Raw genomic sequence first — 21263 nt, forward strand, 5'->3', positions numbered from 1 at the left:
TCGAAGACCGCCGGCGGCGCGCTTCGCCTGCGCCGGGACGCGCCACAGGCCATACGCTGAACTGCGGAGGCGGGCGCGATGGCGGGAACGGTCGGCGTGGGCCGAGGGGCAGGCGCGATGGTGAACCGGTCGGAGTCAACGGGCCCAGACGCTCTGAGCACTGGCACGCTCTGAGCACCGGCACGCTCTGAGTACTCGGCGGCGGCTCACGTCACCGCACCCCCGGCCGGGACTCCTGATGGCGATGGATGGCATGGTCTTCCTGGCCCGCTGTCGGCGGCCTGCCCGCCGGGCGCCACTGGATCGGCGCCGCCTGCCGGGCGCGGGCAGGAGGAGGCGGATCGGGATGAGCACGCGGGTGCCTGTGATCGCACTCACCGGGTACCTGGGCGCGGGCAAGACGACGGTGCTCAACCGTCTGCTCCAGACGCCGGGGGCACGGCTCGGGGTAGTGGTCAACGACTTCGGAGCGATCAACGTCGATGCCGCGCTCGTCACCGGTCAGGTGGACCAGCCGGCCTCGATCGCGGGCGGCTGCCTGTGCTGCCTGCCGGACACGGACGGCCTGGACCAGGCCCTGGAGAAGCTGACCCATCCCCGCTTGCGGCTGGACGCGGTGATCGTGGAGGCCAGCGGCGTGGCCGACCCGCCGGCCCTGGCGAGGCTCATCCGGTTCAGCGCCGTGGACCGCGTCCGACCCGGCGGCCTCGTCGACGTGGTCGACGCCGCCTCGTACTTCGACACCGTCGACCGCGGTGGGCTGCCGCCAGCCCGGTTCGCGTCGGCCACCCTCGTTCTGATCAACAAGACGGACCGGATTCCGCCGGAACACCGGGCCGAGACGGTGGCGCGGATCTCCAGCCGGGTACGCGAGAGCAACCCGCGGGCGCACCTCGTCGAGACGACGCACGGCCGCATCGACCCGGTACTCGTGTTCGACGCCGCCAGCCCGCACGACCCGGTCGACGAGCTTCCCCTCGCGGCCCTGTCCAGGCACGAGCATGACCACGATGACGAGCCGCACCCGCGCGTCGACGCGGTCACCGTTCCCGCCACCGGCCCGGTCGATCCCGGCCTGCTGGTCGACCTGATCGAGGACCCGCCCGCGAACGTCTACCGCCTCAAGGGCACCGTGACCGTGAACACGGGGCCAAGTACGCGCGGTTATGTGGTCAACATCGTCGGCCGGCAGGTCCACGTCGCGACGAGGCCCGTGACGGAAGGTCCCGACGGTCTGGTCGCCATCGGCATGCATCTCGACGTGCCCACCGTCCGCGCCCGGCTCGAGGCGGCGCTCCAGCCTCGCTTCGAGCGTCCCGCCGCGGACGGGATACGCCGCCTCGCCAGGCTCCGACGCCTGAGCCCCTGAGCACGCCTGAGCCCTGAGGGGCGGGTCCCGCCCCCGGAGCGGGTCCTCCCCTGGGGCGGAACCCGCTCCCGTGGAGGCGAGGCGGCGGCGGTCAGCCGTGGTCGACGGTGATGTTGCCGTCGGCGACGTCGACGTCGATCGTGACCGCCGGGCCCGTGGCGCCGGTCGGCGGCAGGATCGTCTGGCCGGTTCCGACGCCGCGCCGCCGCTCGCCCCAGCCACGATCGTCGTCGGTGAAGGAGCCGGCACCGTCGACCGTGACGTCGCCCAGGCGCACGTCGGCCCTGACGGTCGCGTTCATCGTCGCCGGCAGGAGCACCCGGACCTGCCCCGCGCCGAGGGTGACGTGGATGTCCTGGGCCACCTCCGGGGTGAGGCGGCGCAGGTCGAGCACGCTCTGGCCGAAGGCGAGCCGGTAGTCGCCGCGCAGGTCGGCGGCCGTGGCCGGCGTCCAGACCCGCTGCCCGACCCCGTCGTTCAGGCTCGCGTGCGTGCCGCCGAACGCCGCGGTGCCGAGCGCCGCGACCAGCAGCAGCGGGAGCAGCGACCACGGGGTGCGGCGCAGCACCGCCCCGAGCAGCAACGCGACCAGGGCGATCCCGCCGATGACCCAGAAGTAGACCGGCAGCCAGATCCCCACCAGGGCGTCGGTCACGCCGAGGACGGTCAGCGTCGCCGCCAGCGTCGTGAACGCGGCCACCCGCAGCGGCCAGGATCGCCGCCGCCGTGCGCGCGCCGCCTGCCGGGCCTCCCCCAGCCAGGCCCGCGCCTCGGTGGCCCAGGCGGGCGGCGCCGCCGTCGGACCCTTGTCGAGGCGCACCGCCGGTGCCTCGGCCGAGCCCGACGCCTCGCCCGCGGCCGAGGACCCGGACGGCGCCGTCGGCACGGGACGGCGCCAGCCGCCGTCCCTCGACCCGAACAGCAGCAACGGCACGAGGACCAGCGCGAGCAGCGGCCACGGCGGGTGCGGCGACCACCAGCTGAAGGCGACAGCCCACAGCAGGAGGCAACCGACCGCGGCCACCAGCCACGGCGGGATGTGGTGCCGGCGCAGGCCGTCGACCCAGCCGTCGACGGGCGCGTGCTCGGTGCCCTCGACCGGGATGACCGCCCACGCGACCGCGTAGGCCAGCGCGCCGGCGCCGCCGAAGAACGCGGCCACGGCGAACAGGACTCGGAACAGCACCGGGTCGACGCCGGCGTACTCGCCAAGCCCACCGGCGACGCCGGCGCCGACCCGGTCGGTGGCGCTGCGGCGCAGCCGGCGCGGGGGTGCGGGTGGGGGTGGGGATGGGGCGGGCGGTGCGGCGGGCGGGGCCGCCGGGGTCTCGGGATCTGTGCTCATAGTGGCTATACGGTGCTGGCGGCGCGGCGCCAGCGCATCCGGCGAACCCCTGATTTCGACCCTGAGCCCACGGCTCAGGGTAGCTCCCGATACCGGATGGCGGCCGGAACCGGAATCATGGCCCTGTGACCCGGACCGTGCCCGCCACCCGCGTTCTCTACCGGCGTCCGGATGTGGGCTGGGCCGGCGGGGTCGTCGCGGGGATCGCCCTGCATACGGGTCTGCGGCGCCGGATGGTGGCGCTGGCGTTCCTCGTGCTGGCGGCCAGCGGCGGCCTCGGCATCGCGCTCTACGCGGCCTACTGGATCGTGTTGCCGACGCCCGAGGGCATCCGGCGCTCGCGCCTGCCGCGTCCCGTCGAGTTCGCGCTGCTCGCCGTGGTCGTGCTCGCGGCGACCGGTCTGGTCGCCACCAGGGTCGCCGGCGGCACACTGTTCGTGCCGACCCTGCTCGCCTGCCTCGGCGGCGCGACGATCTGGCGTCAGGCGGCCGGACCGGACCGCGAACGCTGGCTGCGGGCCTCGCGCAGCACGGTGGGCGCGCCGTTCGCCGACCGGATGGGCCGGCTGCGCCTCGTCGTCGGGGCCGCCCTGGTGGTCGCCGGGGGTGTCCTCGTGCTGCACCGGGCGAACGTGAACACCCTGCGGGACGGGCTGTGGGCGATGGGCGTCACGGCGGTCGGCCTGGCGCTCGTCGGCGGGCCCTGGTGGATCCGGCTGACGTCCCAGCTCGGCGCGGAGCGCGCCGAACGGATCCGCGGCCAGGAGCGCGCCGACATCGCGGCCCATCTGCACGACTCCGTCCTGCAGACCCTCGCCCTCATCCAGCGCAACGCGGAATCGCCGCGCGAGGTGACCCGCCTGGCGCGCGGGCAGGAGCGCGAGCTGCGCGGCCTGCTCTACGGGACACGCGCCGCGGGCGGCCAGCTCAGCGCGGAGCTGCGCACCGCCGCCGCCGAGGTCGAGGACGCGTACGCCGTCAAGGTGGACGTCGTCGTGGTCGGTGACCTCGTCCTGGACGACGCGCTCGCGGCGGCCTGCGCCGCGGCCCGCGAGGCGATGGTCAACGCGGCTCGGCATTCCGGAGCCACGGACGTCTCGCTCTACGCCGAGGTCGAGGCCGACGCGGTCAGCGTCTTCGTCCGGGACCGCGGGATCGGCTTCGAGCCGGACGCGGTCGCCGAGGACCGCCAGGGGGTGCGCGGCTCGATCATCGGCCGCGTCGAGCGCCACGGCGGGACGGTCTCGATCCGCAGCAGCCCTGGCGGCGGTACCGAGGTAGCGATAAGGATGCGGCGATGACGACGGTCTTCCTGGTCGACGACCACGCCATGTTCCGGGCCGGCGTCCGCGCGGAGCTCGGCGGGCGGGTGGAGGTCGTCGGCGAGGCTGCGACGCCGGCCGAGGCCGTCGCCGGCATCGTGGCGAGCAGGCCGCAGGTCGTCCTGCTCGACGTGCACATGCCGGACGGAGGAGGCCTCGCCGTCCTGCGGCAGGTGGGCGAGAGCCTGCCGGCCACGCGTTTCCTGGTGCTCTCCGTGTCGGACGCGGCCGAGGACGTCATCGCGCTGATCCGCGCGGGTGCCCGTGGCTACGTCACCAAGACGATCTCCGCCGACGATCTCGCCGACGCCGTCGAGCGGGTGGCGGGCGGGGACGTCGTGTTCAGCCCCCGGCTGGCGGGCTTCGTCCTGGACGCCTTCCGGGACGCCACCCCCGCGCCGCCCGTCCCTACGGCCGCCGCCACTGGCACCGACGCGGACTTCGACCAGCTCACGCCGCGCGAACGTGAGGTGCTGCGGCTGCTGGCCCGCGGATACGCCTACAAGGAGATCGCGGCCGAGCTGTTCATCTCGGTCAAGACCGTGGAGACGCACGCGTCCAACGTCCTGCGCAAGCTGCGGCTGTCCAGCCGCCACCAGCTCACCCGGTGGGCGGCCGACCGCCGGATCACCTAGCGCGCCGGCGGACGCCGGCGTCGGCGGTCCTCACCATCTCTCCACGACCTGGGCGCCCTGTCCGACCCGCACGCGGCGTGCGGGTCGGACAGGGCGCCCAGGGTCTTCTCCAGGTGTCGCGGCTCAGCCGCGCCAGCCGCGCCTAACGCAGGGCGCGGCGACGGCTGCTGCTGCGGCGACGGCTGGTGTGGCTACGGCCACGGCGACGGCTGGTGGGCCGGTAGATCAGCAGAAGGATGATCGCACCGACGATGGACCCGATGACGCCGGACGGCTGCAGCGCGCCCTCGCTGAGGTCCTTGTGGAAAAGAACGTAACCCAGGAATCCGCCGATGAACGAGCCGACGACGCCCAACATAATCGTGGTCGGAACACTCATCGGGTCGGGGCCGGGCACGAGAAGACGCGCGACCGCGCCGGCGATGAGACCGAGCACGATCCAGGAGATGATGGTCACGAGCACGGGATCCTCCAGGGAAAACCATTTTCGACGATCATCCGCCGTGTTGTGGGGAGCTTTACCCCACCAACCCCGCGACCCAAACAAAGCAGTTTGCGCATGCCACCGTCAGCACTGTGGCATGCGCCTGCCGGAGCTTGCGCCCTCGCATTGACGTCAAACCGAAATCGAACCATCACCACGTGTAGTCGATTGGATCACCAAGGGAACACCGGCTACACCCCGTGTTCGGCAACGCCCTCCGGACTTTCGGCGATCGTGGAGGTCAGGACTGCGCGGCCTGGCCGGCGACGGCCCGGCCGGCCTCGCCCGCCCCGGCGACGAGCTCGTGGACGAGACGCATCTTGTCCAGCGCGGGGGGCGGGAGGACGAACGGATACAGGTCCGGGTGGCCCATGGACCTGTTGATCATATTGAGTGACCAGGCCAGCGGCAGCCACAGCTCGATGATGCGCCTGAACCCGACGTCGCCGACGAGTGGAGTCGCCAGGGTGGCACCAGCGGGGGCGAATCCGAACGCGGCGGCGGTATCGAGGGTGTCGCGAACATGAAGGTAGTGCGCGAAGGTCTCGGCCCAGTCCTCGGCCGGGTGCATGGTGGCGTAGGCGGAGACATACGTCTCCTGCCATCCACTCGGCGGGCCCTTTTGGTAGTGCCGGTCCAGGGCGGCCTGATAGTCGGCGTCGGGGTCGCCGAACAGCGATGTGAACCGCTCCCTGGCGTCGCCGCCGTCGGTGAGGACCGTGAAGTAGTAATGACCGACCTCGTGCCGGAAGTGGCCGAGCAGGGTGCGGTAGGGCTCGGCCATCGACACGCGCAGCTGCTCGCGGTGCACATCGTCGCCCTCGGCCAGGTCCAGGGTGATCACCCCGTTGGCGTGGCCGGTGATGACGCGCTCCTGGCCGCTGGAGAGCAGGTCGAAACACAGTCCGGCCTCGGGGTCGACGTCGCGTCCACGCAGCGGCAGGCCCAGCTCGGTCAGCTCGAACACCAGCCGGCGCTTGGCCGCCTCGGCCTCGGCGAAGGCCGGTAGCGCGTCCAGATCCGTGTCCGCGGGACGGGTGCGGGTGAGCGCGCAGGACCTGCACAGCCCGGACGGGTGCTCGGGCGGAGCCAGCCAGTTGCAGGCGGCGATGTCGACGTTCGCGCACCTGGACGCTCGGGCGCCCTCGGCGTGGACTCCCTCGTCGGGCACGACGGCGAACGAGCCCGCGTCGGGATCGAAGCCGACGCCGCTGTGGCAGGCCAGGCAACGCGAGTTCTCGAACGTCAGCTGCTGCCCGCACCTCGGGCAGGCGAAATCACGCATCGCCGATATCCCTTGGCGACGAAGAACGTCGTGTTGCCCGGGTCATGGCCCCAGTTCGCGGTGTTGCGCCAGATCTCACCTGGCCAGTGTGGCCCACGATGCGGCGCGCCAACCCTGGAAACCTTTCCCGCCCGCGACCGCGCTGGCGAGTGAACCCGCCGCGGGCTCACCGCCCAGCCGCCGGCTCCCGGCGGCCAGCGCCACGCGATGATGGCTAGGGCCGGCCGCGGCGGCGGGGCCGGCGGGATGACAGGCACGTGGGAGGCGGGTCAGATGGCTGCTGGCGGGCGCGGCGCGCCGCCAGAATGGCGCGGGAAGAAGCCAGGCACGGGAATGGAGCCCCTGCCGTCGGCCGCCAGGCCCTTCGAGCTGGTCCCCCGCCCCGCCGGTGGGGACAGCCCAGCCGGCGTGCTGGTCCTGCACGGGCTCACGGGCACACCGCACAGTGTGCGGTCCTGGGGGGAGTATCTCGGCGCCGCCGGGCTGGCGGTGTCCTGCCCGCTGCTGCCCGGGCACGGTACCCACTGGCGCGACCTGGCCACGACAGGGTGGGGCGACTGGTACCGGGCGGTCGACGACGCCTTCGCCGAACTCGCCGCCCGCCGCGCACCGGTGTTCGTGATGGGCCTGTCCATGGGTGGCACCCTCGCGCTCCGCCTCGCCGAGGAACGCGGCGGCGAGCTCGCCGGGGTGGTCACGGTCAACCCCGCGCTCGACACCAGCCGACGGGGAGCCCGCCTCGTCCCGTACGCGGCGCGCGTGCTGCCGTCGGTGCGCGCGTCTCCGCTCGGTGGCCGGCTGTGGGGACCGAAGTACAGCGACATCAAGGCGCCCGGGGTCCAGGACGTCGGCTACGAGCGGCTCTCCCTGCGCGCGTTCGCCTCGATGGGCGAGCTGTGCGCCGTCACCCTGCCCGACCTGCACCGCGTCGCGTGCCCCGTGCTGACCTTCCGCAGCGTGACCGACCACGTCGTCGGGCCCAGCTCCGGGCGCCTCCTGCTCGCCGGGGTCACGGGCGCGCCCGTGACCGAGCAGCTCCTGCTCGACAGCTACCACGTGGCCACCCTCGACAACGACAAGGAACGCGTCTTCGCTGGCAGCCTCGACTTCGTCCGGCGGCACACCACCGCACAGCACCTGTCTCCGACACGACACGTGTGCGGAAGGTCGGCGGAAGGCACGGTTCCTATCGTGGCGAGGATCGACTGAAATCGGTCGGGCCGTGCCAGCCGGCGCTTCCGTCCATGGCCACCCGACCCGCGCCGCTCACGACGCGGCCGTTTGACGGCCGCCCACGGCGCACCCGCGCAACCCGCGTGACCCAGAAAAAGGAGTCGCCACCATCATGGGTCAGATCGTGGTCGTCACCTGGAATGGCGGGGGGAACGTGCCGCCCGCCCTGGGCATCGCCGACACGCTGCGCCGGCGTGGCCACGACGTCCGGGTCCTGGGCCAGATCGACCAGCGCGCCGCCGTCGAGAAGCTCGGCCTGCGCTTCGAGGCATACCGGCTCGCCGTGCCGCACCAGCCCCTGGAACGCACGGGCTTCGCCGGCTGGGCGGCGGAGAACCTGCGGCTGTTCACCGATCCCGGGGTGGGCGCCGACCTGGCGGCATCCCTGGACCGCGAGGGGGCCGACCTCGTCGTCGTCGACGCGATGCTGCTCACGGCGCTGCGGACGCTGCAGCTCCGTCGGACCCGCCACGCCGTCCTGCACCACACGCTGCACAGCCACATGACGGGCCACTGGGCGTTCTGGATCGGCACGGTCACGAGGTTCCGAGGCCTGGCGCCGGGCGCGCTGTGGACGCGGGCGGACCGGGTGCTCGTCCCGGGGATCGCCGCGCTCGAGCGGCGCGCCGTCCGGCAGCGCAACGTGTGCCTGACCGGCCCGATCTGGCCCGTGGGGATGTCACCCGCCCCGCACACCGGAACCAACCGGGTCCTGGTCAGCCTCAGCTCGATCTTCTACGGCGGACAGGCCGCGACCCTGCGCGGCGTCATGGCGGCGGTGGCCGACCTGCCGGTTCCGGTGGTGCTGACCACCGGCCGCGCCCACGGTCCCGCCGAGCTCGACGTGCCGGCCAACGTCGAGGCGCACGGGTACGTCCCCCACCGCGACGTCCTGCCGACGGTGAGCATGGTCGTCGGCCATGGCGGTTACAGCACGACGACCCAGGCGCTCGGCCACGACCTGCCGATGGTCGTGCTGCCGGTGTCCGCCGCCGGCGACCAGCCGGCCGTCGGCGCCGCCGTGGCGCGCGCCGGCGCCGGAGTCGTGGTGCGACGCACAGCGCCGGCCACGGTGATCCGGGACGCGATCTCCCGGATGCTCGACGACGGGCCGCACCGGGCGGCGGCCGCCCGCCTCGGCGCGCAGCTGCGCGCCGCGAACGGCGCCGCCACCGCCGCTTGCGAGATCGAACGCCTTCTTCCCAGCCCGCGCGTCGTCGCGTTCAGCGGCGGGCACCAACGAGTCAGACCGGCCGGGCCCATCAGGCCGGCAAGGCCAGCCGACCCTCGGCCGGTTCCCGGCCGCCGGACCAACATTCTCGGTGACGGAGAAGCACAGTAAATGCTCAAGGCAGTGCAGCACGGTGTCTACGAGCGTCCGCTCAGCCTCCTGGATCTGGCGCTCCTGGGATACCAGCGGCGCAATCCCGGCACGCAGATCGCCCTCGGCTACCTCCTGCGGGTCGCGGGGGAATGCGATCTCGACGCCGTGCGGGCCGCCGCGGCCGACCGGCTGCGCCGGTTCCCGGCGCTCACCGAGCGGCTGGCCCACCCGCGGGGAGCGTCCGGGCCGCCGGTGTGGGCGGCGCGGCCCGACGTCGACGTGTCCGCGCACATCCGGGAGCACCTGCTGCCGGCCGGGGCCGGCGACGCCGGCGTCGCGGCCTTCGTCGAGCAGGAGTACCAGGCGCCGGTCCGCCTCGACGCCCCGCCGTGGCAGGTCTGGCTGCTGCGGGAGCCCGGCGCGGGCGAGACCACGGTCCTCTTCCGCGCCAGCCACGTCTGGCTGGACGGGGGCGCGCTGCACCGGGCGATGGTCCTGCTGTTCGGCGCCCGCGACGACGCCGACGACGACCAGCCGCAGTGGCGGCGCACCGGGCGGACCACCCCACTGGCCCGCGCCTCGGCCGTCCTGAACTCGGTCACCTGGGCGACGCCGTCCACCAGCCTGCGCGCGCTGACCCGGCCGCTCGCCGGTGAGGTGCGCCTGGGCTGGGCGACGACGAGCACCGACCGGCTGCGGGACATCGGCCACGCCTTCGGCACCACCGTCAACGACGTCTTCCTGGTGGCGCTGTCCGAGGCGCTCGACACCTGGACCGGGCCGGCGGGCCGGCGCCACGCTCCCCTGGCCCTGATGCCGATGAGCACCCGGCGGCCGGAGGAGCACGACCTTCTCAGCAACTTCATGGTCGGTGCCCGCATCCGGTTGCCCTGCGGGTTGGAGTCGCCCCAGCGCCGGTTCGAGGCGATCCAGGGGCAGACCGTTCGGTTCCGCGGTGGCTCCCGGTCGGGCGCCGGCCTGCGCTGGTGCTTCGAGAAGGTACCGGCCGGCTTCCGCCCGGCGGCGCTGTCGATGGCCATGCGGCCCCTGCAGACCATGGTGTCGACGTCCAACCTCGGCACCTTCGCCGCCCCGATGGACGTCGCCGGCCACCCGGTCACCACCGCGATCCCGGTCCCCGTCCGGCTGCCCGGCCAGCGGGTGTTCCTCGTCCTGGGCAGCTTGGCGCCCACGGACACCCAGCCCCGGACGACCTCCCTCGGCATCGTGACGGACCGCAACGTCCCGAACGGCCGGGCCCTGGCCGACCTGTGGCTCGCCGCGCTCGACCGCCTGGAACGGGCCGCCGGCTTCCCCGCCTCCCCCTACCGGCGCGCCGCCGATCCCAAGCCCGTCGCCGCGTCGGTCGGGGACTAGTCCTCGCGGCGGGTCGCGGGCCCGGGTGGGCCCGCGGAGGTGACGGCGGTGCCGAGGGTCCGCCAGAGGAACTCGTAGGTCAGGGCCGACTTGTGGGCCAGCTGCTCGTTGTCGGCGGCGCCGCCGTGACCGCCCTCGATGTTCTCGTAGTAGCGGACGTCGTGGCCGAGCTCGCGCAGGAGGGCGACCATCTTGCGGGCATGCCCGGGGTGGACGCGGTCGTCCCGGGTCGATGTGGTGATGAGAGTCGGCGGGTAGCGAAGGTCGGGGCGGACGTTCTGGTACGGCGAGTACTCCTTGATGAACGCCCAGTCGGCGGGATCGTCGGGGTCGCCGTACTCGGCCTGCCACGACGCTCCGGCGAGCAGCTGGTGGTAGCGGCGCATGTCGAGCAGCGGGACCGAGCAGACTATCGCTCCGAACAGCTCCGGATAGCGGGTCAGCATGACGCCCATGAGCAGGCCGCCGTTCGAGCCGCCCTCGATGCCGAGCTGGGCCGGCGCAGTGACTCCCGTGGCGACGAGGTCCCTGGCCACGGCGGCGAAATCCTCGTAGACGCGCATCCGGTTCTCCCGGACGACCGACTGATGCCAGTCCGGCCCGTATTCTCCGCCGCCGCGTATGTTGGCGACGACGTACGTGCCGCCGCGTGCCAGCCAGGCGCGGCCGATCGTGCCGCTGTAGCCGGGGGTGAGCGAGACCTCGAAGCCGCCGTACCCGTAGAGCAGCGTCGGCCCGGGTTTTCCGGTGCCGACGACGAAATACGGGATACGGGTACCGTCGTCGGACACGGCGAAATGTTGACTGACGGTGCTGCCCTCGGTCGGGAAGAACGCCGGAGCCTGCTTTATGATCTCAGGCTCCGTGCCAATGTGGCCGCGGTACAGGGTCGCCGGCTGGGTGTAGCCGCTAACATTGAGGTAGTACTCGTCGTCGACATCGGGATTGGTGTCGTTGATGTGGGCCGAGCCGGTTTCCGGGAGGTCGGCCAGCGGCGCCGTCGTCCAGCCCGCCGGCGTCGGGGTGAGGACCGTGAGCTGGCTCTTCACATCCCGCAGCGTGGCGACGATCAGATGGTTGCGAGTCCACACCTGGTAGTCGAGCGAGGTGTGCTCGTCCGGCTCGAAGAGCGTCTCGAGCTCTCGCCGTCCGGCGAGGAAGGCGTGGAAGTCGGCGGCGAGCAACGCGCCCGCCGGATAGGCGTTCTCGCCGACGACCCATTCCGACCGGGGGGTTATGAGCAGCCACTCCCGGTGGATCGAGGTGTGCGCGTCGTCCGGAACGTCGACGCGGACCAGCCCTTCCGGGGTACGCAGGTACAGCTCGGTGCGGTAGAAGTCGACGCTTCGGTAGACGAAGTCGCGCACGAAACCCTCGGTGGGATCGTGATATGCGCCGGCCGAGACGTCATCCGGCTCGCCCTCGAAGACCGTGACCGCCTCGTCGAGCGGCGTGCCGCGCCGCCATTCCTTGGCCACCCGCGGGTAGCCGGACGAGGTCAGCGAGCCTTCGCCGAAGTCGGTACCGACGTAGACCCGGTCCTCGTCGATCCAGCCCACCGAGCTCTTGGCTTCGGGCAGGAAGAAGCCGTCGTCCACGAAGGCCTTGGCGACCAGGTCGAACTCACGGACGACGGACGCGTCCGCGCCGCCGCGGGACAGCTGGACCAGAGCCAGCCGATGGTCGGGCCGCAGCACCCGGGCGCCATGCCACACCCAGTTCTCGCCCTCGCTGTCGGCGAGTTTGTCGACGTCGAGCACGACCTCCCAGTCCGGGGCGGTCTCGCGATAGGACGCGAGCGAGGTGCGCCGCCACAGGCCGCGCGGATGAGCCGCGTCGCGCCAGAAGTTGTAGAGGTACTCGCCCCGCGTGACCGGATAGGGAATCCGGTCGTCCGCGTCGAGTACCTCGCGGATCTGGGCGCGCAGCGCGGCGAACCTGGCGGACTGGGTGAGCTCGGCGAACGTCTCGGCGTTGCGTTCCCGCACCCAGGTGAGCGCGGCTTCCCCGACGACGTCCTCGAGCCAACGGTACGGATCATCGTCGGCCACCCCCCAAGTCTGCCCGATGTCGGCCGCCGATTCCGACATGTCCGGTCCGCGGACGGGGCCCGGCGCTCCGCCCAGTGTTCGGACTGCGGTCAGGTACGGTTCACCCGACAGCGGGTAGCGCGGCTACATGGACCTGACGAAGGTTTCGCTGGTCGGACCGGTCGCCGCTGGATCCGCTGGGGCCGCTGGCCCTGGGGCTGGCGCCGCGCGGCCTGTCGACGTCGAGCCGGCGCCGAGTCGGAGCCACACCTTGCTGATCGTCCGCCACGCCCGGGCCATCCCGAAGGACGGGTGGACCGGCTCCGACGCCGATCGCCCGCTGACCGCCGCGGGTGTCCGCCAGGCCGCGACCTTCGCCGACGTGGTGACCAGAGACCTACCGATCCGACGCGTGCTCACCAGTCCGACGCTGCGCTGCGAGCAGACCGTCGCCCCGCTCGTCGCCGCCCGCCAGCTCCCGCTGCTACGGCACACGGCGCTGGGCGTCGACGGATCCGTGCGGGCTCTGCTCGAGCTGCTGGCCTCCGACGAGGCCGACGGCGCCGTCCTGTGTACGCACGGAGAGCGCCTGCGCGACCTGTTCGAGGTCTGGCACGCGCGTGGACGGCGTGGCCTGCCGAGTACGGACGGACGCACCCGAAAGGGCGACGCGTGGCTGCTGCGCGGCTACCCCGCCGACGACGCGACGGTCGAGTACCTGGCGACGCCTGACCGCCACTGATCACCGACAGCCGGCGCGGGTGACTTCGATGAGGGCGGTCGACTAACCGCCGTCCGGGTGGCCGATACCGCGCAGGACGACGGCCGCTCGATCACGGAGCGTCTCGGCCAACCAGGACGCGGAGCGGTCCCCCGCGCCCCAGCGAATGATCGCTTCCATTGTCACGGCGGTCAACATCGCGGCGCCCTCTTCCACATCGAGCTTTGCGTTCAGCTCGCCGCGGTCCTTGCCGTAGTTGAGAAGGGATTCAAAGGCGACGCTCAGGCGAGGGCTCGCCGGGGTTGGCCCATCCGCCCGTCCCGCGAAGCCAAGGGTGCCCGCCCGCAGCGCGGCCGCCTTCGGCGTGCGAACGACGCGCCGAGCCATCGAGGTCATCACCTGCTCGCTCAACGGGCGCAGGGGGACATCCTGCACGGTACCGGCCTCGACCTGGTCGATCATCGCCTGGATCGTCGCCGAGCTCATCTCGAGGAGGATCGCCTCTTTGTTGGCGAAATGGAAATAGAAGGTTCCCCTGGTGACTCCGGCGGCGTTGGCGATATCAGTGACGGTGCTCGCTTCGTACGCCTCGTCGAAGTCACCCTCACTCCAAAGGCGAAGGGCCGCGCGAGTGAGCGCCAGCCGAGTCTCCCGTGACCTCGTGTTGACAAGCGTCGCCCGCTGGCGGGGCGGGGTACGCGTTCGGCCGGGTTCCATCACGGAAATCATACGCAGCGCTCACCACCACCGTTCCGATCTTGTAGAACACCGTTCGCCGGGTTGGCGGCCGACGAGATCGCGAGATCGTTCTCAGACGCGTCGGGCGGAGCCGGGGAGAACGATCGGACGGGCGGCCTCCCGGGCGGCCCGGAGGGCCCGAGGGCCCACGCCCGCCGGGGCTCCTGGGGCTCCACCGGGCGGACCCGAAGATCCGCGCGCGCCTGCACCGCGGCACCTCGCTGTTGGGCCCCAGCCTGGCGCTTTGGTCGCGATGCCCGGGGATGGGAGCTGTGTTACGGTCCATTTGAACACTGGTCAAATGGAGAGCGGAGGTCGTATCACCATGCAGCGACAGGAGGAGCTGGACCTCACCGGCAAGGTCGTGATCATCACGGGAGCCAGCCGGGGGGTCGGCGCCCGGGCGGCCCAGACGTTCGCCCGTCGCGGCGCCAAGGTGGTGCTGGCCGCCCGGACGGTCGAGCCGGACAGGAAGCTGCCCGGCACCCTGAACGAGACGCTGGCGGAGCTCGAGAAGCTGGGAGCCGGCGCGATCGCCGTGCAGACCGACCTGGCCAGCGAGGCGGATCTCCAGCACCTGGTCGATGCCGCTGTCGAGCGGTTCGGGGGCGTCGACGTGCTCGTCAACAACGCGGCGGCCACCACCGGTGACATCTGGAACAAGCGATTTCTGGAGCTGACGCGCGAGGACTGGCTGTACCAGTTCGACGTCAACCTCCATGCGCCCTTCACCCTCATGCAGCTGGTGACGCCCATCATGGAGAGCCGCGGCGGCGGGCGCATCATCAACCTCAGCACTGGCAGCGGCGAGGTCTTCCGCCAGCCGGAGGAGCTCCCCAAGCTCGAGGCCGTCGGTAAGTTCAGCCTCGCCGTGCCCGGCTACTACTCCAGCAAGCGGGCGCTCGACCGGCTCGGCAACGCCCTCGCGCCCGAGCTGGCCCGGAAGAACATCTTCGTGATCGGCCTGCACCCGGGCCTGGTGGCCACCGAGCTTGTCGCCATCCGCGTCAAAGAGGCCGGCCTCGACGACTCGGTAGCCGTGCCGATGGAGGTCCCCGCGCGCATGATTGCCTATTTCGCCTCGTGCGCCGATCCCAAGGAGTACACGGGCCGCCTGTTCTGGGCCGAGCGCGAGCTCAAGGAGTTCGGGCTCGACCTGGACGACCAGCCCGCGGTCACCGCCTGAACCCCAGAGGATCGACGGGGCCGCCGACGAACGAAAGGAAATCATGGATCTGGAGAAGTACGGGCCATGGGCTCTGGTCGTCGGCGGCTCGGAGGGCATCGGCGAGAGCTACGCCCGAAAGCTTGCGGCGCAGGGGTTCAACCTGGTCCTCACGGCCCGGAAGACCGGTCCCTTACAGGCGTTGGCCGAAGACCTGAGCACGGGGGGCGCACAGGTCCGCACCCTGTCCGTCGACCTGAGCGAGCCGGACGCGCTGGAGCGGACCCGGACCGCGACCGACGACATCGAGGTCGGCCTGCTCATCTACAACGCCGGCGCCAACAGCGTGCGCGGTGATTTCGTCGAGCTGGACCCGGCCGTCTACCGGTCGGTCATCGCCGTCAATGTGCTCGGTCAGGCCGAGTTTGCCCGGCACTACGGCGCCCTGATGTGCGCGCGCGGACGCGGGGGAATCATTCTGTCCGGCTCGGGTGCCAGCTTCATGGGCGCACCGTCCCTGGCCGCCTACTGCGGGTCGAAGGCTTTCAGCCGGGTTTTCAGCGAAGCCCTGTGGATCGAGTGCGAAAAGTACGGCGTCGACGTGCTGCACCTCAGCGTCGGCTTCACGGCCACTCCGGCGATGGCTCGGCTGGGATATCCCCTCGACGCCGCCCAGCCGCCCGACGAGACCGCCCAGGAAGCCCTGGACAACATCGCCAACGGTCCGCTGTGGATCGCGGGCGGAAAGTCGTCCTTCGAGACGGCGATAAACCGGTCCACGGTCCCGGGTCGGGCCGAGGCCGTACGGACGTTCGCCACTCCGGGACGGTTCTGACGCCACCCTGAGCCCGGCGGGCATGACTCCGGCGGGCATGACTCCGGCGGGTAGAAGCCCGGTGCCCGTCAGGGCGAGCCGGCCACGGGAACGTCCGGTCGATCGCCCGCGCTGGTAGTCCAGCCCGCGGCGCCGCGATCCGCGGGCACTCGGCGGCCCCCGCGTTCACGACCCGGACGGCCCCCTCCGCGTCGAGCCCCTCCGCGTCGAGGCAGATGCCGACGGGCCGGACGTCTAGCGTCGAGCGTCGCCCACACCCGCCGCCCGAACAGGTCGCCACCGGCGGAACGCTCGAACGCCGTCAGCCGCCTCGGTCACCGTCCAGACCGTGCCGGTGGTCTGATCGGAGCCCCAGAGACGGCCGTCGTGCCAACGCGGGCCTTCCGGGAAGGTGATCCCGGCGCACAGCGCCGTCGCGGACCGGCCACCATCGCGTTCCTCCCGCCAGGCCGTCGGCCTTGCCGCGCCATGCCGACGCGCCGAAAGGTCGGCTCGGCACCTCTCCGTCAGGTTGACACCGCGGCGCGCCCCGACAAGGATGAATAAAGTATCCAATATTCAACTGACCGGCGTCGCTCGTCGTGCGGCCTCGGCAGAAGGAGACAGTATGTGGCGCCCCAGTCGGGTTGCTCTGGTCTTATCCGTGGCCTGCGCGGTCGGCATCGCCGGCTGCGGCGGCAACGGTGACGGCGGCGGCTCCGCCCCGGTCACGGTCAACCCGTCGCTGAGCAAGCTCGGCCCGGACCACGGCTGGGACCAGACGAACGTCACCGTCGATCCCGCCTCGCTCGACTGCAACACCAAGGCGCCCGACCCGAACCGCGGCGTCACCCCCACCTCTGTGAAGATCGGCGGGCTGGTATCCCTCACCAGCCCCGCGGGTGCCGCGTTCGGTGACGTTCCCGCGGGTGCCAAGGCCCGGTTCGCGCGGGCGAACGCGCAGGGCGGCGTCAACGGACGCCAGATCGACTTCCTCGACACACGCGACGACGGCAGCGACGCGGCCCGCACCGCCGACCAGGCCCGCGCCCTCGTCGAGAAGGACCAGCCCTTCGCCTCGATCGTGACCACCACCGGTGGCAACTACATCGACTCGTTCTGCTCCGAGGTCATGCCGTTCTTCGGCTGGGGTACCAACCCCGGCTTCTGCGGCAACGCCATCGGCTTCGGCATCACCGGCTGCCAGGCACCGACCTCCGGCAGCCAGCGGTCCGTCGACACCGGCGGCGCGCTGACCGTCGCGAACGCGCTGCCCGCGGGGGCCTCGAAGACCCTCGCGCTGATCGGACTCGACAACGACTCCGCCCGGCAGGGCATCATCACGGTCCGCCAGGGCTTCGAGACGGCCGGGTTCAAGGCCGTATACGAGAAGACGCCGATCCCGGTGTCCGGGCTCACCGACCCGACGCCCATCGTCAGCGCGGTCATGCAGGCCGACGCGGGCAAGCCTCCCGCTGTCGTCTTCTTCGTCGCCCAGTTCGGTGACGCGACCAAGCTCTCCGGCGCTCTCAAGGCGGCCGGCTACAAGGGACTGGTCGTCTCCCCCATCTACGACCCGCGCGTGTCCGGCATCCCCGAGCTCGACGGCACCTACGCCCTGCTGCAGTGGCAGGGCGGGTTCAACACCGACGTCCCCGGCGTCGCCCAGATGGCCACCGACATCGAGAAGTACTCGTCCGGCACGGCGCTGAGCCTGACCGCGATGGCCGGCTACTGGGCCGCCGACATGCTGGTCACGGCCCTGCAGAAAACCGGCAAGGACCTGACCGTCGACTCGTTCCTGAAGACGCTCAACGGCGCCAGCTACACCAACTACGTCGCCGGAGCCCTGCCCGAGACCCGCTGGCCCGTCAACCACCTCGCGCCCGCCCCCTGCGAGACGCTGGCTCACCTGACAAACGGGAAGTGGGCCGCTCCCCCGCTGCAGTGCGGAGCCATCACCAAGGTGTCCTGACAGCCGGTTCACGACTGGCGGGGTGTCGTCGGAGACGCGGCACCGCCAGCACGGCCGGCGCCGGCCGTGCTGGCGGTGCCGCACGTGTCTGCCAGTTCGGGGCCGACAGCCGGCCCCACCTTTCCGATCGGCCCGCAGCCGGACCGCTCCCCCGCCAGGGCCAGGCCCGCGCGCCGCGAGCGGTCGGCTCACCACATCGTTTCGTACAGATTTCGGCGCGATGACGAAGTCGGGACTTTTGGGCCCGCGACCGGCTAGAGTCCTCCTGTTCCTGATCGGCCGATGTCAGGCACCGGGGGCACCATGAACAGCAGGCACGACATCGCGGGTGGGCGGTTTTCAGGCCGCGAGGCCATGACGGCGACCGTCGCCCGGGCGGCGGGCTCGCCGCCCACCACCCGGACACCCGTCACCCGGACGACGGCCCCGCCGTCGCCCTGGAGCGCCCAGAGCGCGACCACCGAATGGTTCGTCCCGACGCCGCCGCCCAAGCCGGCAGGCTCGGACGGCCCGCCGACGCCGCCAGCGGCGTCGGCGGCCCGCTGGCGAGGGCGACGAACGCTGGCCGCCGCGGCGAGCGTCGCGACCCTGGCGGCCGCGGTGACCATCAGCGCACTGCTGGTTCCCGGTGACCGGCCCACCAGGTCACCGGACGCGTCGTCCCAGCTGGCGGCCCGGGCCGCGGGCTCCTGGGTGAACCACTACGCGCTGGCGGGAAGCCACGCCGACTACCAGCTGACGATCGACGGCAGGCGATGGCATCTCACCGGTGAGGACTATGTCGTCGCGGGAGCTCGTCACGACGGGATCCGGCAGACCTGCTCGGGAACCGTCACGGCGGATGACTATCAGCTGACCTTCGCCACCGCGACCCGCACGGCGGAGCCCATCGGTTCCGGCCTGCCCGGCCGACAGACCGGCGGCTCGTTCTGCGCCGGTACCTTCAACGCGGTCCTCTACCCGGCGGGCCAGGCACTCGACCTCATCGACCCGAAGTCGGTGCGGACCTACCAGCTGCGCCGCCCCTGACGCCACCCCCACAGCGACCGCTCTTGAAAACCGCGCCCGGCCACGACGAGGAGCTGCGCAGCTCGGTGTTCTTCGAACGTGATCTGCGTGCGACGTCCCTCCGCGGCGCGGTCGACGCCGCGCTGCTGGCCTCGGTGGGGGAGCGCCGAGGTCGAGGCAGTTACCGTTTCTGGACGGTGTAGGTCAGGTGGGTCACCCGCCGCGTCGGCTCCGCGCGGATCGGTTCCAGGGCGACGTGGCCTGCGTCCACGCCCTCGAACAGGCGGATTCCGGAGCCGAACAGTACGGGTGAGAGCGCGATCGTGAACTCGTCGATCAGGCCGGCGTTGACGTACTCCAGGATCGTCGCGCCGCCGCCCGCGATGCGGACGTCCCGGTCGCCGGCGGCGTCGCGGGCCTGGTCGAGCGCGGTTTCGATGCCGTCGTTGACGAAGTGGAAGGTGGTCCCGCCCGGCCGCTCCCAGGGGTCACGCTTCTCGTGCGTCACGACGAAGACCGGCGTGTGGAACGGCGCCTCCTGCGGCCACGCGTGCTCGCCGGCGTCGAACATGCGCTTGCCCATGACGCTCGCGCCGGTGCGCTCGAACGTCTCCCGCGCGATGTCGTTGTCGCGCCCTTCCTCGCCGCCCTCGCCGAGCTTCAGGTTCTCCCGGAAGAACCGCAGCGGGAATATCCACTGCTGCAGCTCCATCCACTGCTGCCCCATCAGTTCCTCGGGGGACTCGGGCGCGATGAAACCGTCCAGCGACATCGACACGCTGAAGAACACCTTCCCGGCCATCAGTCCTCGGCTCCCGTCCGAATGATCTCGGTGACGTAGGCAGCCAGGTTGTTCAGGGTCTGCTGGCCGCCCTCGATCGCGTGGTACTTCTCGACCGCCTCGTCGCGCAGCTCCCTGGTGGGGAACACCGTGCGCATCTCGATCCGGGTCGCCGCGCCGTCGGGCGCGAACGTCAGGACCGACTCGAAGGCGTCAAGGCCGTACAGGCGTTGCTTGCCTGCCCTGCGGTCCCGCACCAGCCCGACCTCCCGCAGCACCCGCAGGTGTTTGGACGCCCCCGGCTGGGTCATCCCCAGCTCCTGGGCCAGCTCGGTCACCGGCCGCTCACCCGCCCGCAGCAGCACCAGGATCTCCCGACGCTGCGGCTCGGCGATCGCGTTGAAGACGTCCGACGTCGTCGCTGCTCGTGCCATGACCGCAACCATATTCCGATATCGGCATACGTCAAGCCTGGAGGAATCAGGCGAGTCCTGACAGTCGACGATCATGTTCTGATCATTGCTCGCGGGAACAGCGGCGACCGCCGGCACACACCGCGTGGCCCGGCCCGGCCTTGTCCTCAGGGACTGGTGCGCTGGCCACATTCGTGCGCGTCTACCGACCGGGCGGGACGAGAATCGGCTCGTTCTGACTACTGCACGGGGTGGACGGGTCGGAGGCGGGATGAGCCCGGTCGAGACCGGCGTGTCCGGTGGCACGGCGGTGCCAGCACAGGCAGGGCCAGCACGGGCGGAGCCGCCCGCGCGGCCGGGGCCGCCCGCGCCCGCGCCCGCGCCCGCGCTGCCGAACGAGGTGCTGGTGGACGGCGTGCCGATCCGCTACGCCGTGTCCGGGGCGGGCAGCCGCGACCTGCTGCTCGTGCATGGCTACCGGGCGCACCACCTGTGGTGGTACCGGATGCTGCCGGCGCTGGAGGAGCGCTGGCGGGTGATCAGACTCGACCTCAGCGGCCACGGCGACAGCGGGCACCGCGAACACTACGGCGTGGACATGTGGACCGCCGAGCTGATCGCGGTGCTCGACGCGGTCGGGTCCCGCCAGGCGCTGGTGATCGGTCACAGCATGGGCGGCCGGGTCGCGGCGGTCGCCGCGGCCAGCCACCCGGACCGGTTCGGCGGTGTCATCATGCTCGACTCGATGCTGCGGCCGGCCGGCTCGCCACCGCCACGGGTGGCGTCGCTCCCACCCGGGCGCGAGATCGTCTACACCTCGCGGGAGACCGCGACCGCGCGGTTCCGGCTGCAGCCACCGCAGCCGGAACCGTCGGCGGACCTGGTCCACCCGGTCGCCGAGTACGCCGTGCGACCGACCACGAGCACGGGCGCCGAGGGCTGGACCTGGAAGTTCGACCAGCACGGACTCGCGCCGACCGACAACGACCGGGTAGTGGACAGCCTGGCGCGGCTACGGATGCCGGTGTGGTACGTCCGCGCCGGACTCAGCCTGATCGTCACCGACGAGATCGCCGCGTACGCGCGCGGCGCGCTGCCCGCCGCAGCGACCTTCGTGACGCTGCCGGACGCCCACCATCACATGATTCTCGACGCCGCGGACGAGTGCGTCCGGCTGCTGGCGGACCTGCACGGCGACCTGGCCGCCGCCGTCCGCCCGCGTTACTCCTCCTGATTCTGGAGAG

Annotated in this window: 20 protein-coding genes; 13 read left to right on the forward strand and 7 right to left on the reverse strand. The window is 71.9% G+C overall.

Features of this window, described 5'->3' with window-relative positions; translation table 11 throughout:
* Window positions 1-346 precede the first annotated feature (346 nt).
* Entirely contained in the window at window positions 347-1369 is a 1023-nt protein-coding gene (locus tag FRCN3DRAFT_RS0223065; RefSeq protein WP_007511312.1) for a CobW family GTP-binding protein, read from the forward strand.
* A 91-nt stretch (window positions 1370-1460) separates the two neighbouring features.
* Here FRCN3DRAFT_RS0223065 and FRCN3DRAFT_RS0223070 read toward each other — a convergent pair whose 3' ends face one another.
* On the reverse strand, window positions 1461-2714 hold the full coding sequence (locus FRCN3DRAFT_RS0223070) for a PspC domain-containing protein (protein ID WP_007511309.1): 1254 nt from the start codon (window positions 2712-2714) through the stop codon (window positions 1461-1463).
* Between the two features lie 125 nt (window positions 2715-2839).
* On the opposite strand from FRCN3DRAFT_RS0223070, the gene FRCN3DRAFT_RS0223075 reads away from it, so the two are divergent.
* On the forward strand, window positions 2840-4015 hold the full coding sequence (locus FRCN3DRAFT_RS0223075) for an ATP-binding protein (protein WP_007511307.1): 1176 nt from the start codon (window positions 2840-2842) through the stop codon (window positions 4013-4015).
* Window positions 4012-4671, forward strand: coding sequence for a LuxR C-terminal-related transcriptional regulator (locus FRCN3DRAFT_RS0223080; protein ID WP_007511305.1), 660 nt, complete (start codon window positions 4012-4014; stop codon window positions 4669-4671). The genes FRCN3DRAFT_RS0223075 and FRCN3DRAFT_RS0223080 overlap by 4 nt, the downstream gene beginning before the upstream one ends.
* A 142-nt stretch (window positions 4672-4813) precedes the next feature.
* Here the strand turns inward: FRCN3DRAFT_RS0223080 and FRCN3DRAFT_RS0223085 are convergent, their stop codons facing one another.
* A complete protein-coding gene (locus FRCN3DRAFT_RS0223085) occupies window positions 4814-5134 on the reverse strand; it encodes a GlsB/YeaQ/YmgE family stress response membrane protein (RefSeq protein ID WP_007511303.1) in 321 nt (106 codons plus the stop codon).
* Between the two features lie 262 nt (window positions 5135-5396).
* Window positions 5397-6440 carry a zinc-binding metallopeptidase family protein gene (locus FRCN3DRAFT_RS0223090; protein ID WP_007511301.1) on the reverse strand — a complete coding sequence of 348 codons (1044 nt, stop codon included), beginning with the start codon at window positions 6438-6440 and terminating at the stop codon, window positions 5397-5399.
* 273 nt (window positions 6441-6713) lie between these two features.
* On the opposite strand from FRCN3DRAFT_RS0223090, the gene FRCN3DRAFT_RS45785 reads away from it, so the two are divergent.
* The 3 genes from FRCN3DRAFT_RS45785 to FRCN3DRAFT_RS45795 all read left to right on the forward strand — a co-directional run bounded on the left by FRCN3DRAFT_RS45785 (window position 6714) and on the right by FRCN3DRAFT_RS45795 (window position 10374).
* Window positions 6714-7649 carry an alpha/beta hydrolase gene (locus FRCN3DRAFT_RS45785; protein ID WP_007511299.1) on the forward strand — a complete coding sequence of 312 codons (936 nt, stop codon included), beginning with the start codon at window positions 6714-6716 and terminating at the stop codon, window positions 7647-7649.
* A 136-nt stretch (window positions 7650-7785) separates the two neighbouring features.
* Window positions 7786-9015 (forward strand): glycosyltransferase, encoded by a 1230-nt coding sequence (locus tag FRCN3DRAFT_RS45790; RefSeq protein WP_007511297.1) that lies wholly within the window; start codon window positions 7786-7788, stop codon window positions 9013-9015.
* Window positions 9016-10374 (forward strand): wax ester/triacylglycerol synthase domain-containing protein, encoded by a 1359-nt coding sequence (locus FRCN3DRAFT_RS45795; RefSeq protein ID WP_007511295.1) that lies wholly within the window; start codon window positions 9016-9018, stop codon window positions 10372-10374.
* Here FRCN3DRAFT_RS45795 and FRCN3DRAFT_RS45800 read toward each other — a convergent pair.
* On the reverse strand, window positions 10371-12464 hold the full coding sequence (locus tag FRCN3DRAFT_RS45800) for a prolyl oligopeptidase family serine peptidase (protein WP_007511293.1): 2094 nt from the start codon (window positions 12462-12464) through the stop codon (window positions 10371-10373). The two genes, FRCN3DRAFT_RS45795 and FRCN3DRAFT_RS45800, sit on opposite strands and share 4 nt — an antisense overlap.
* 211 nt (window positions 12465-12675) lie before the next feature.
* Between FRCN3DRAFT_RS45800 and FRCN3DRAFT_RS45805 the strand changes: the two genes are divergently transcribed.
* A complete protein-coding gene (locus FRCN3DRAFT_RS45805) occupies window positions 12676-13146 on the forward strand; it encodes a SixA phosphatase family protein (protein WP_007511290.1) in 471 nt (156 codons plus the stop codon).
* 42 nt (window positions 13147-13188) lie between these two features.
* Here FRCN3DRAFT_RS45805 and FRCN3DRAFT_RS0223120 read toward each other — a convergent pair whose 3' ends face one another.
* Window positions 13189-13842, reverse strand: coding sequence for a TetR/AcrR family transcriptional regulator (locus tag FRCN3DRAFT_RS0223120; RefSeq protein WP_035929191.1), 654 nt, complete (start codon window positions 13840-13842; stop codon window positions 13189-13191).
* 346 nt (window positions 13843-14188) lie between these two features.
* Between FRCN3DRAFT_RS0223120 and FRCN3DRAFT_RS0223125 the strand changes: the two genes are divergently transcribed.
* The 5 genes from FRCN3DRAFT_RS0223125 (at window position 14189) to FRCN3DRAFT_RS54245 (ending at window position 19028) form a co-directional block, all read left to right on the forward strand.
* A complete protein-coding gene (locus FRCN3DRAFT_RS0223125; protein ID WP_007511286.1) occupies window positions 14189-15049 on the forward strand; it encodes an SDR family NAD(P)-dependent oxidoreductase in 861 nt (286 codons plus the stop codon).
* 43 nt (window positions 15050-15092) lie between these two features.
* Window positions 15093-15863, forward strand: coding sequence for an SDR family NAD(P)-dependent oxidoreductase (locus FRCN3DRAFT_RS0223130; RefSeq protein WP_007511283.1), 771 nt, complete (start codon window positions 15093-15095; stop codon window positions 15861-15863).
* A 643-nt stretch (window positions 15864-16506) separates the two neighbouring features.
* Window positions 16507-17817, forward strand: coding sequence for an ABC transporter substrate-binding protein (locus tag FRCN3DRAFT_RS0223135; protein ID WP_232794118.1), 1311 nt, complete (start codon window positions 16507-16509; stop codon window positions 17815-17817).
* Window positions 17818-18099: 282 nt separating this feature from the next.
* The gene (locus FRCN3DRAFT_RS54240; protein ID WP_027140859.1) at window positions 18100-18846 is read left to right on the forward strand and encodes a hypothetical protein; all 747 of its coding nucleotides are present in this window, start codon (window positions 18100-18102) and stop codon (window positions 18844-18846) included.
* A gap of 23 nt (window positions 18847-18869) precedes the next feature.
* Entirely contained in the window at window positions 18870-19028 is a 159-nt protein-coding gene (locus FRCN3DRAFT_RS54245; protein ID WP_157845247.1) for a hypothetical protein, read from the forward strand.
* Here the strand turns inward: FRCN3DRAFT_RS54245 and FRCN3DRAFT_RS0223145 are convergent.
* Window positions 19007-19627: a dihydrofolate reductase family protein gene (locus FRCN3DRAFT_RS0223145; RefSeq protein WP_007511274.1), complete on the reverse strand. Its 621-nt coding sequence runs from the start codon at window positions 19625-19627 to the stop codon at window positions 19007-19009. The two genes, FRCN3DRAFT_RS54245 and FRCN3DRAFT_RS0223145, sit on opposite strands and share 22 nt — an antisense overlap.
* Window positions 19627-20040, reverse strand: a complete 414-nt coding sequence (locus FRCN3DRAFT_RS56395) for a metalloregulator ArsR/SmtB family transcription factor (RefSeq protein ID WP_007511272.1) — start codon at window positions 20038-20040, stop codon at window positions 19627-19629. The genes FRCN3DRAFT_RS0223145 and FRCN3DRAFT_RS56395 overlap by 1 nt, the downstream gene beginning before the upstream one ends.
* 250 nt (window positions 20041-20290) lie before the next feature.
* On the opposite strand from FRCN3DRAFT_RS56395, the gene FRCN3DRAFT_RS0223155 reads away from it, so the two are divergent.
* Complete coding sequence (locus tag FRCN3DRAFT_RS0223155; protein WP_007511270.1) at window positions 20291-21253, forward strand: alpha/beta fold hydrolase; 963 nt, start codon at window positions 20291-20293, stop codon at window positions 21251-21253.
* The last annotated feature ends 10 nt before the right edge of the window (window positions 21254-21263 follow it).

It is taken from the genome of Pseudofrankia saprophytica (assembly GCF_000235425.2).
In the GTDB taxonomy this organism is placed as follows: Bacteria; Actinomycetota; Actinomycetes; order Frankiales; family Frankiaceae; genus Pseudofrankia; species Pseudofrankia saprophytica.

Excerpts from the sequence above, each read along its gene's own strand:
- FRCN3DRAFT_RS0223065 (WP_007511312.1), top strand. The coding sequence starts at position 347 with ATGAGCACGCGGGTGCCTGTGATCGCACTCACCGGGTACCTGGGCGCG.
- FRCN3DRAFT_RS0223070 (WP_007511309.1), bottom strand. The coding sequence starts at position 2,714 with ATGAGCACAGATCCCGAGACCCCGGCGGCCCCGCCCGCCGCACCGCCC.
- FRCN3DRAFT_RS0223080 (WP_007511305.1), top strand. The coding sequence starts at position 4,012 with ATGACGACGGTCTTCCTGGTCGACGACCACGCCATGTTCCGGGCCGGC.
- FRCN3DRAFT_RS0223090 (WP_007511301.1), bottom strand. The coding sequence starts at position 6,440 with ATGCGTGATTTCGCCTGCCCGAGGTGCGGGCAGCAGCTGACGTTCGAG.
- FRCN3DRAFT_RS45785 (WP_007511299.1), top strand. The coding sequence starts at position 6,714 with ATGGCTGCTGGCGGGCGCGGCGCGCCGCCAGAATGGCGCGGGAAGAAG.
- FRCN3DRAFT_RS45790 (WP_007511297.1), top strand. The coding sequence starts at position 7,786 with ATGGGTCAGATCGTGGTCGTCACCTGGAATGGCGGGGGGAACGTGCCG.
- FRCN3DRAFT_RS45795 (WP_007511295.1), top strand. The coding sequence starts at position 9,016 with ATGCTCAAGGCAGTGCAGCACGGTGTCTACGAGCGTCCGCTCAGCCTC.
- FRCN3DRAFT_RS45800 (WP_007511293.1), bottom strand. The coding sequence starts at position 12,464 with ATGTCGGAATCGGCGGCCGACATCGGGCAGACTTGGGGGGTGGCCGAC.
- FRCN3DRAFT_RS0223120 (WP_035929191.1), bottom strand. The coding sequence starts at position 13,842 with ATGGAACCCGGCCGAACGCGTACCCCGCCCCGCCAGCGGGCGACGCTT.
- FRCN3DRAFT_RS0223125 (WP_007511286.1), top strand. The coding sequence starts at position 14,189 with ATGCAGCGACAGGAGGAGCTGGACCTCACCGGCAAGGTCGTGATCATC.
- FRCN3DRAFT_RS0223130 (WP_007511283.1), top strand. The coding sequence starts at position 15,093 with ATGGATCTGGAGAAGTACGGGCCATGGGCTCTGGTCGTCGGCGGCTCG.
- FRCN3DRAFT_RS54240 (WP_027140859.1), top strand. The coding sequence starts at position 18,100 with ATGTCAGGCACCGGGGGCACCATGAACAGCAGGCACGACATCGCGGGT.
- FRCN3DRAFT_RS0223145 (WP_007511274.1), bottom strand. The coding sequence starts at position 19,627 with ATGGCCGGGAAGGTGTTCTTCAGCGTGTCGATGTCGCTGGACGGTTTC.
- FRCN3DRAFT_RS56395 (WP_007511272.1), bottom strand. The coding sequence starts at position 20,040 with ATGGCACGAGCAGCGACGACGTCGGACGTCTTCAACGCGATCGCCGAG.
- FRCN3DRAFT_RS0223155 (WP_007511270.1), top strand. The coding sequence starts at position 20,291 with ATGAGCCCGGTCGAGACCGGCGTGTCCGGTGGCACGGCGGTGCCAGCA.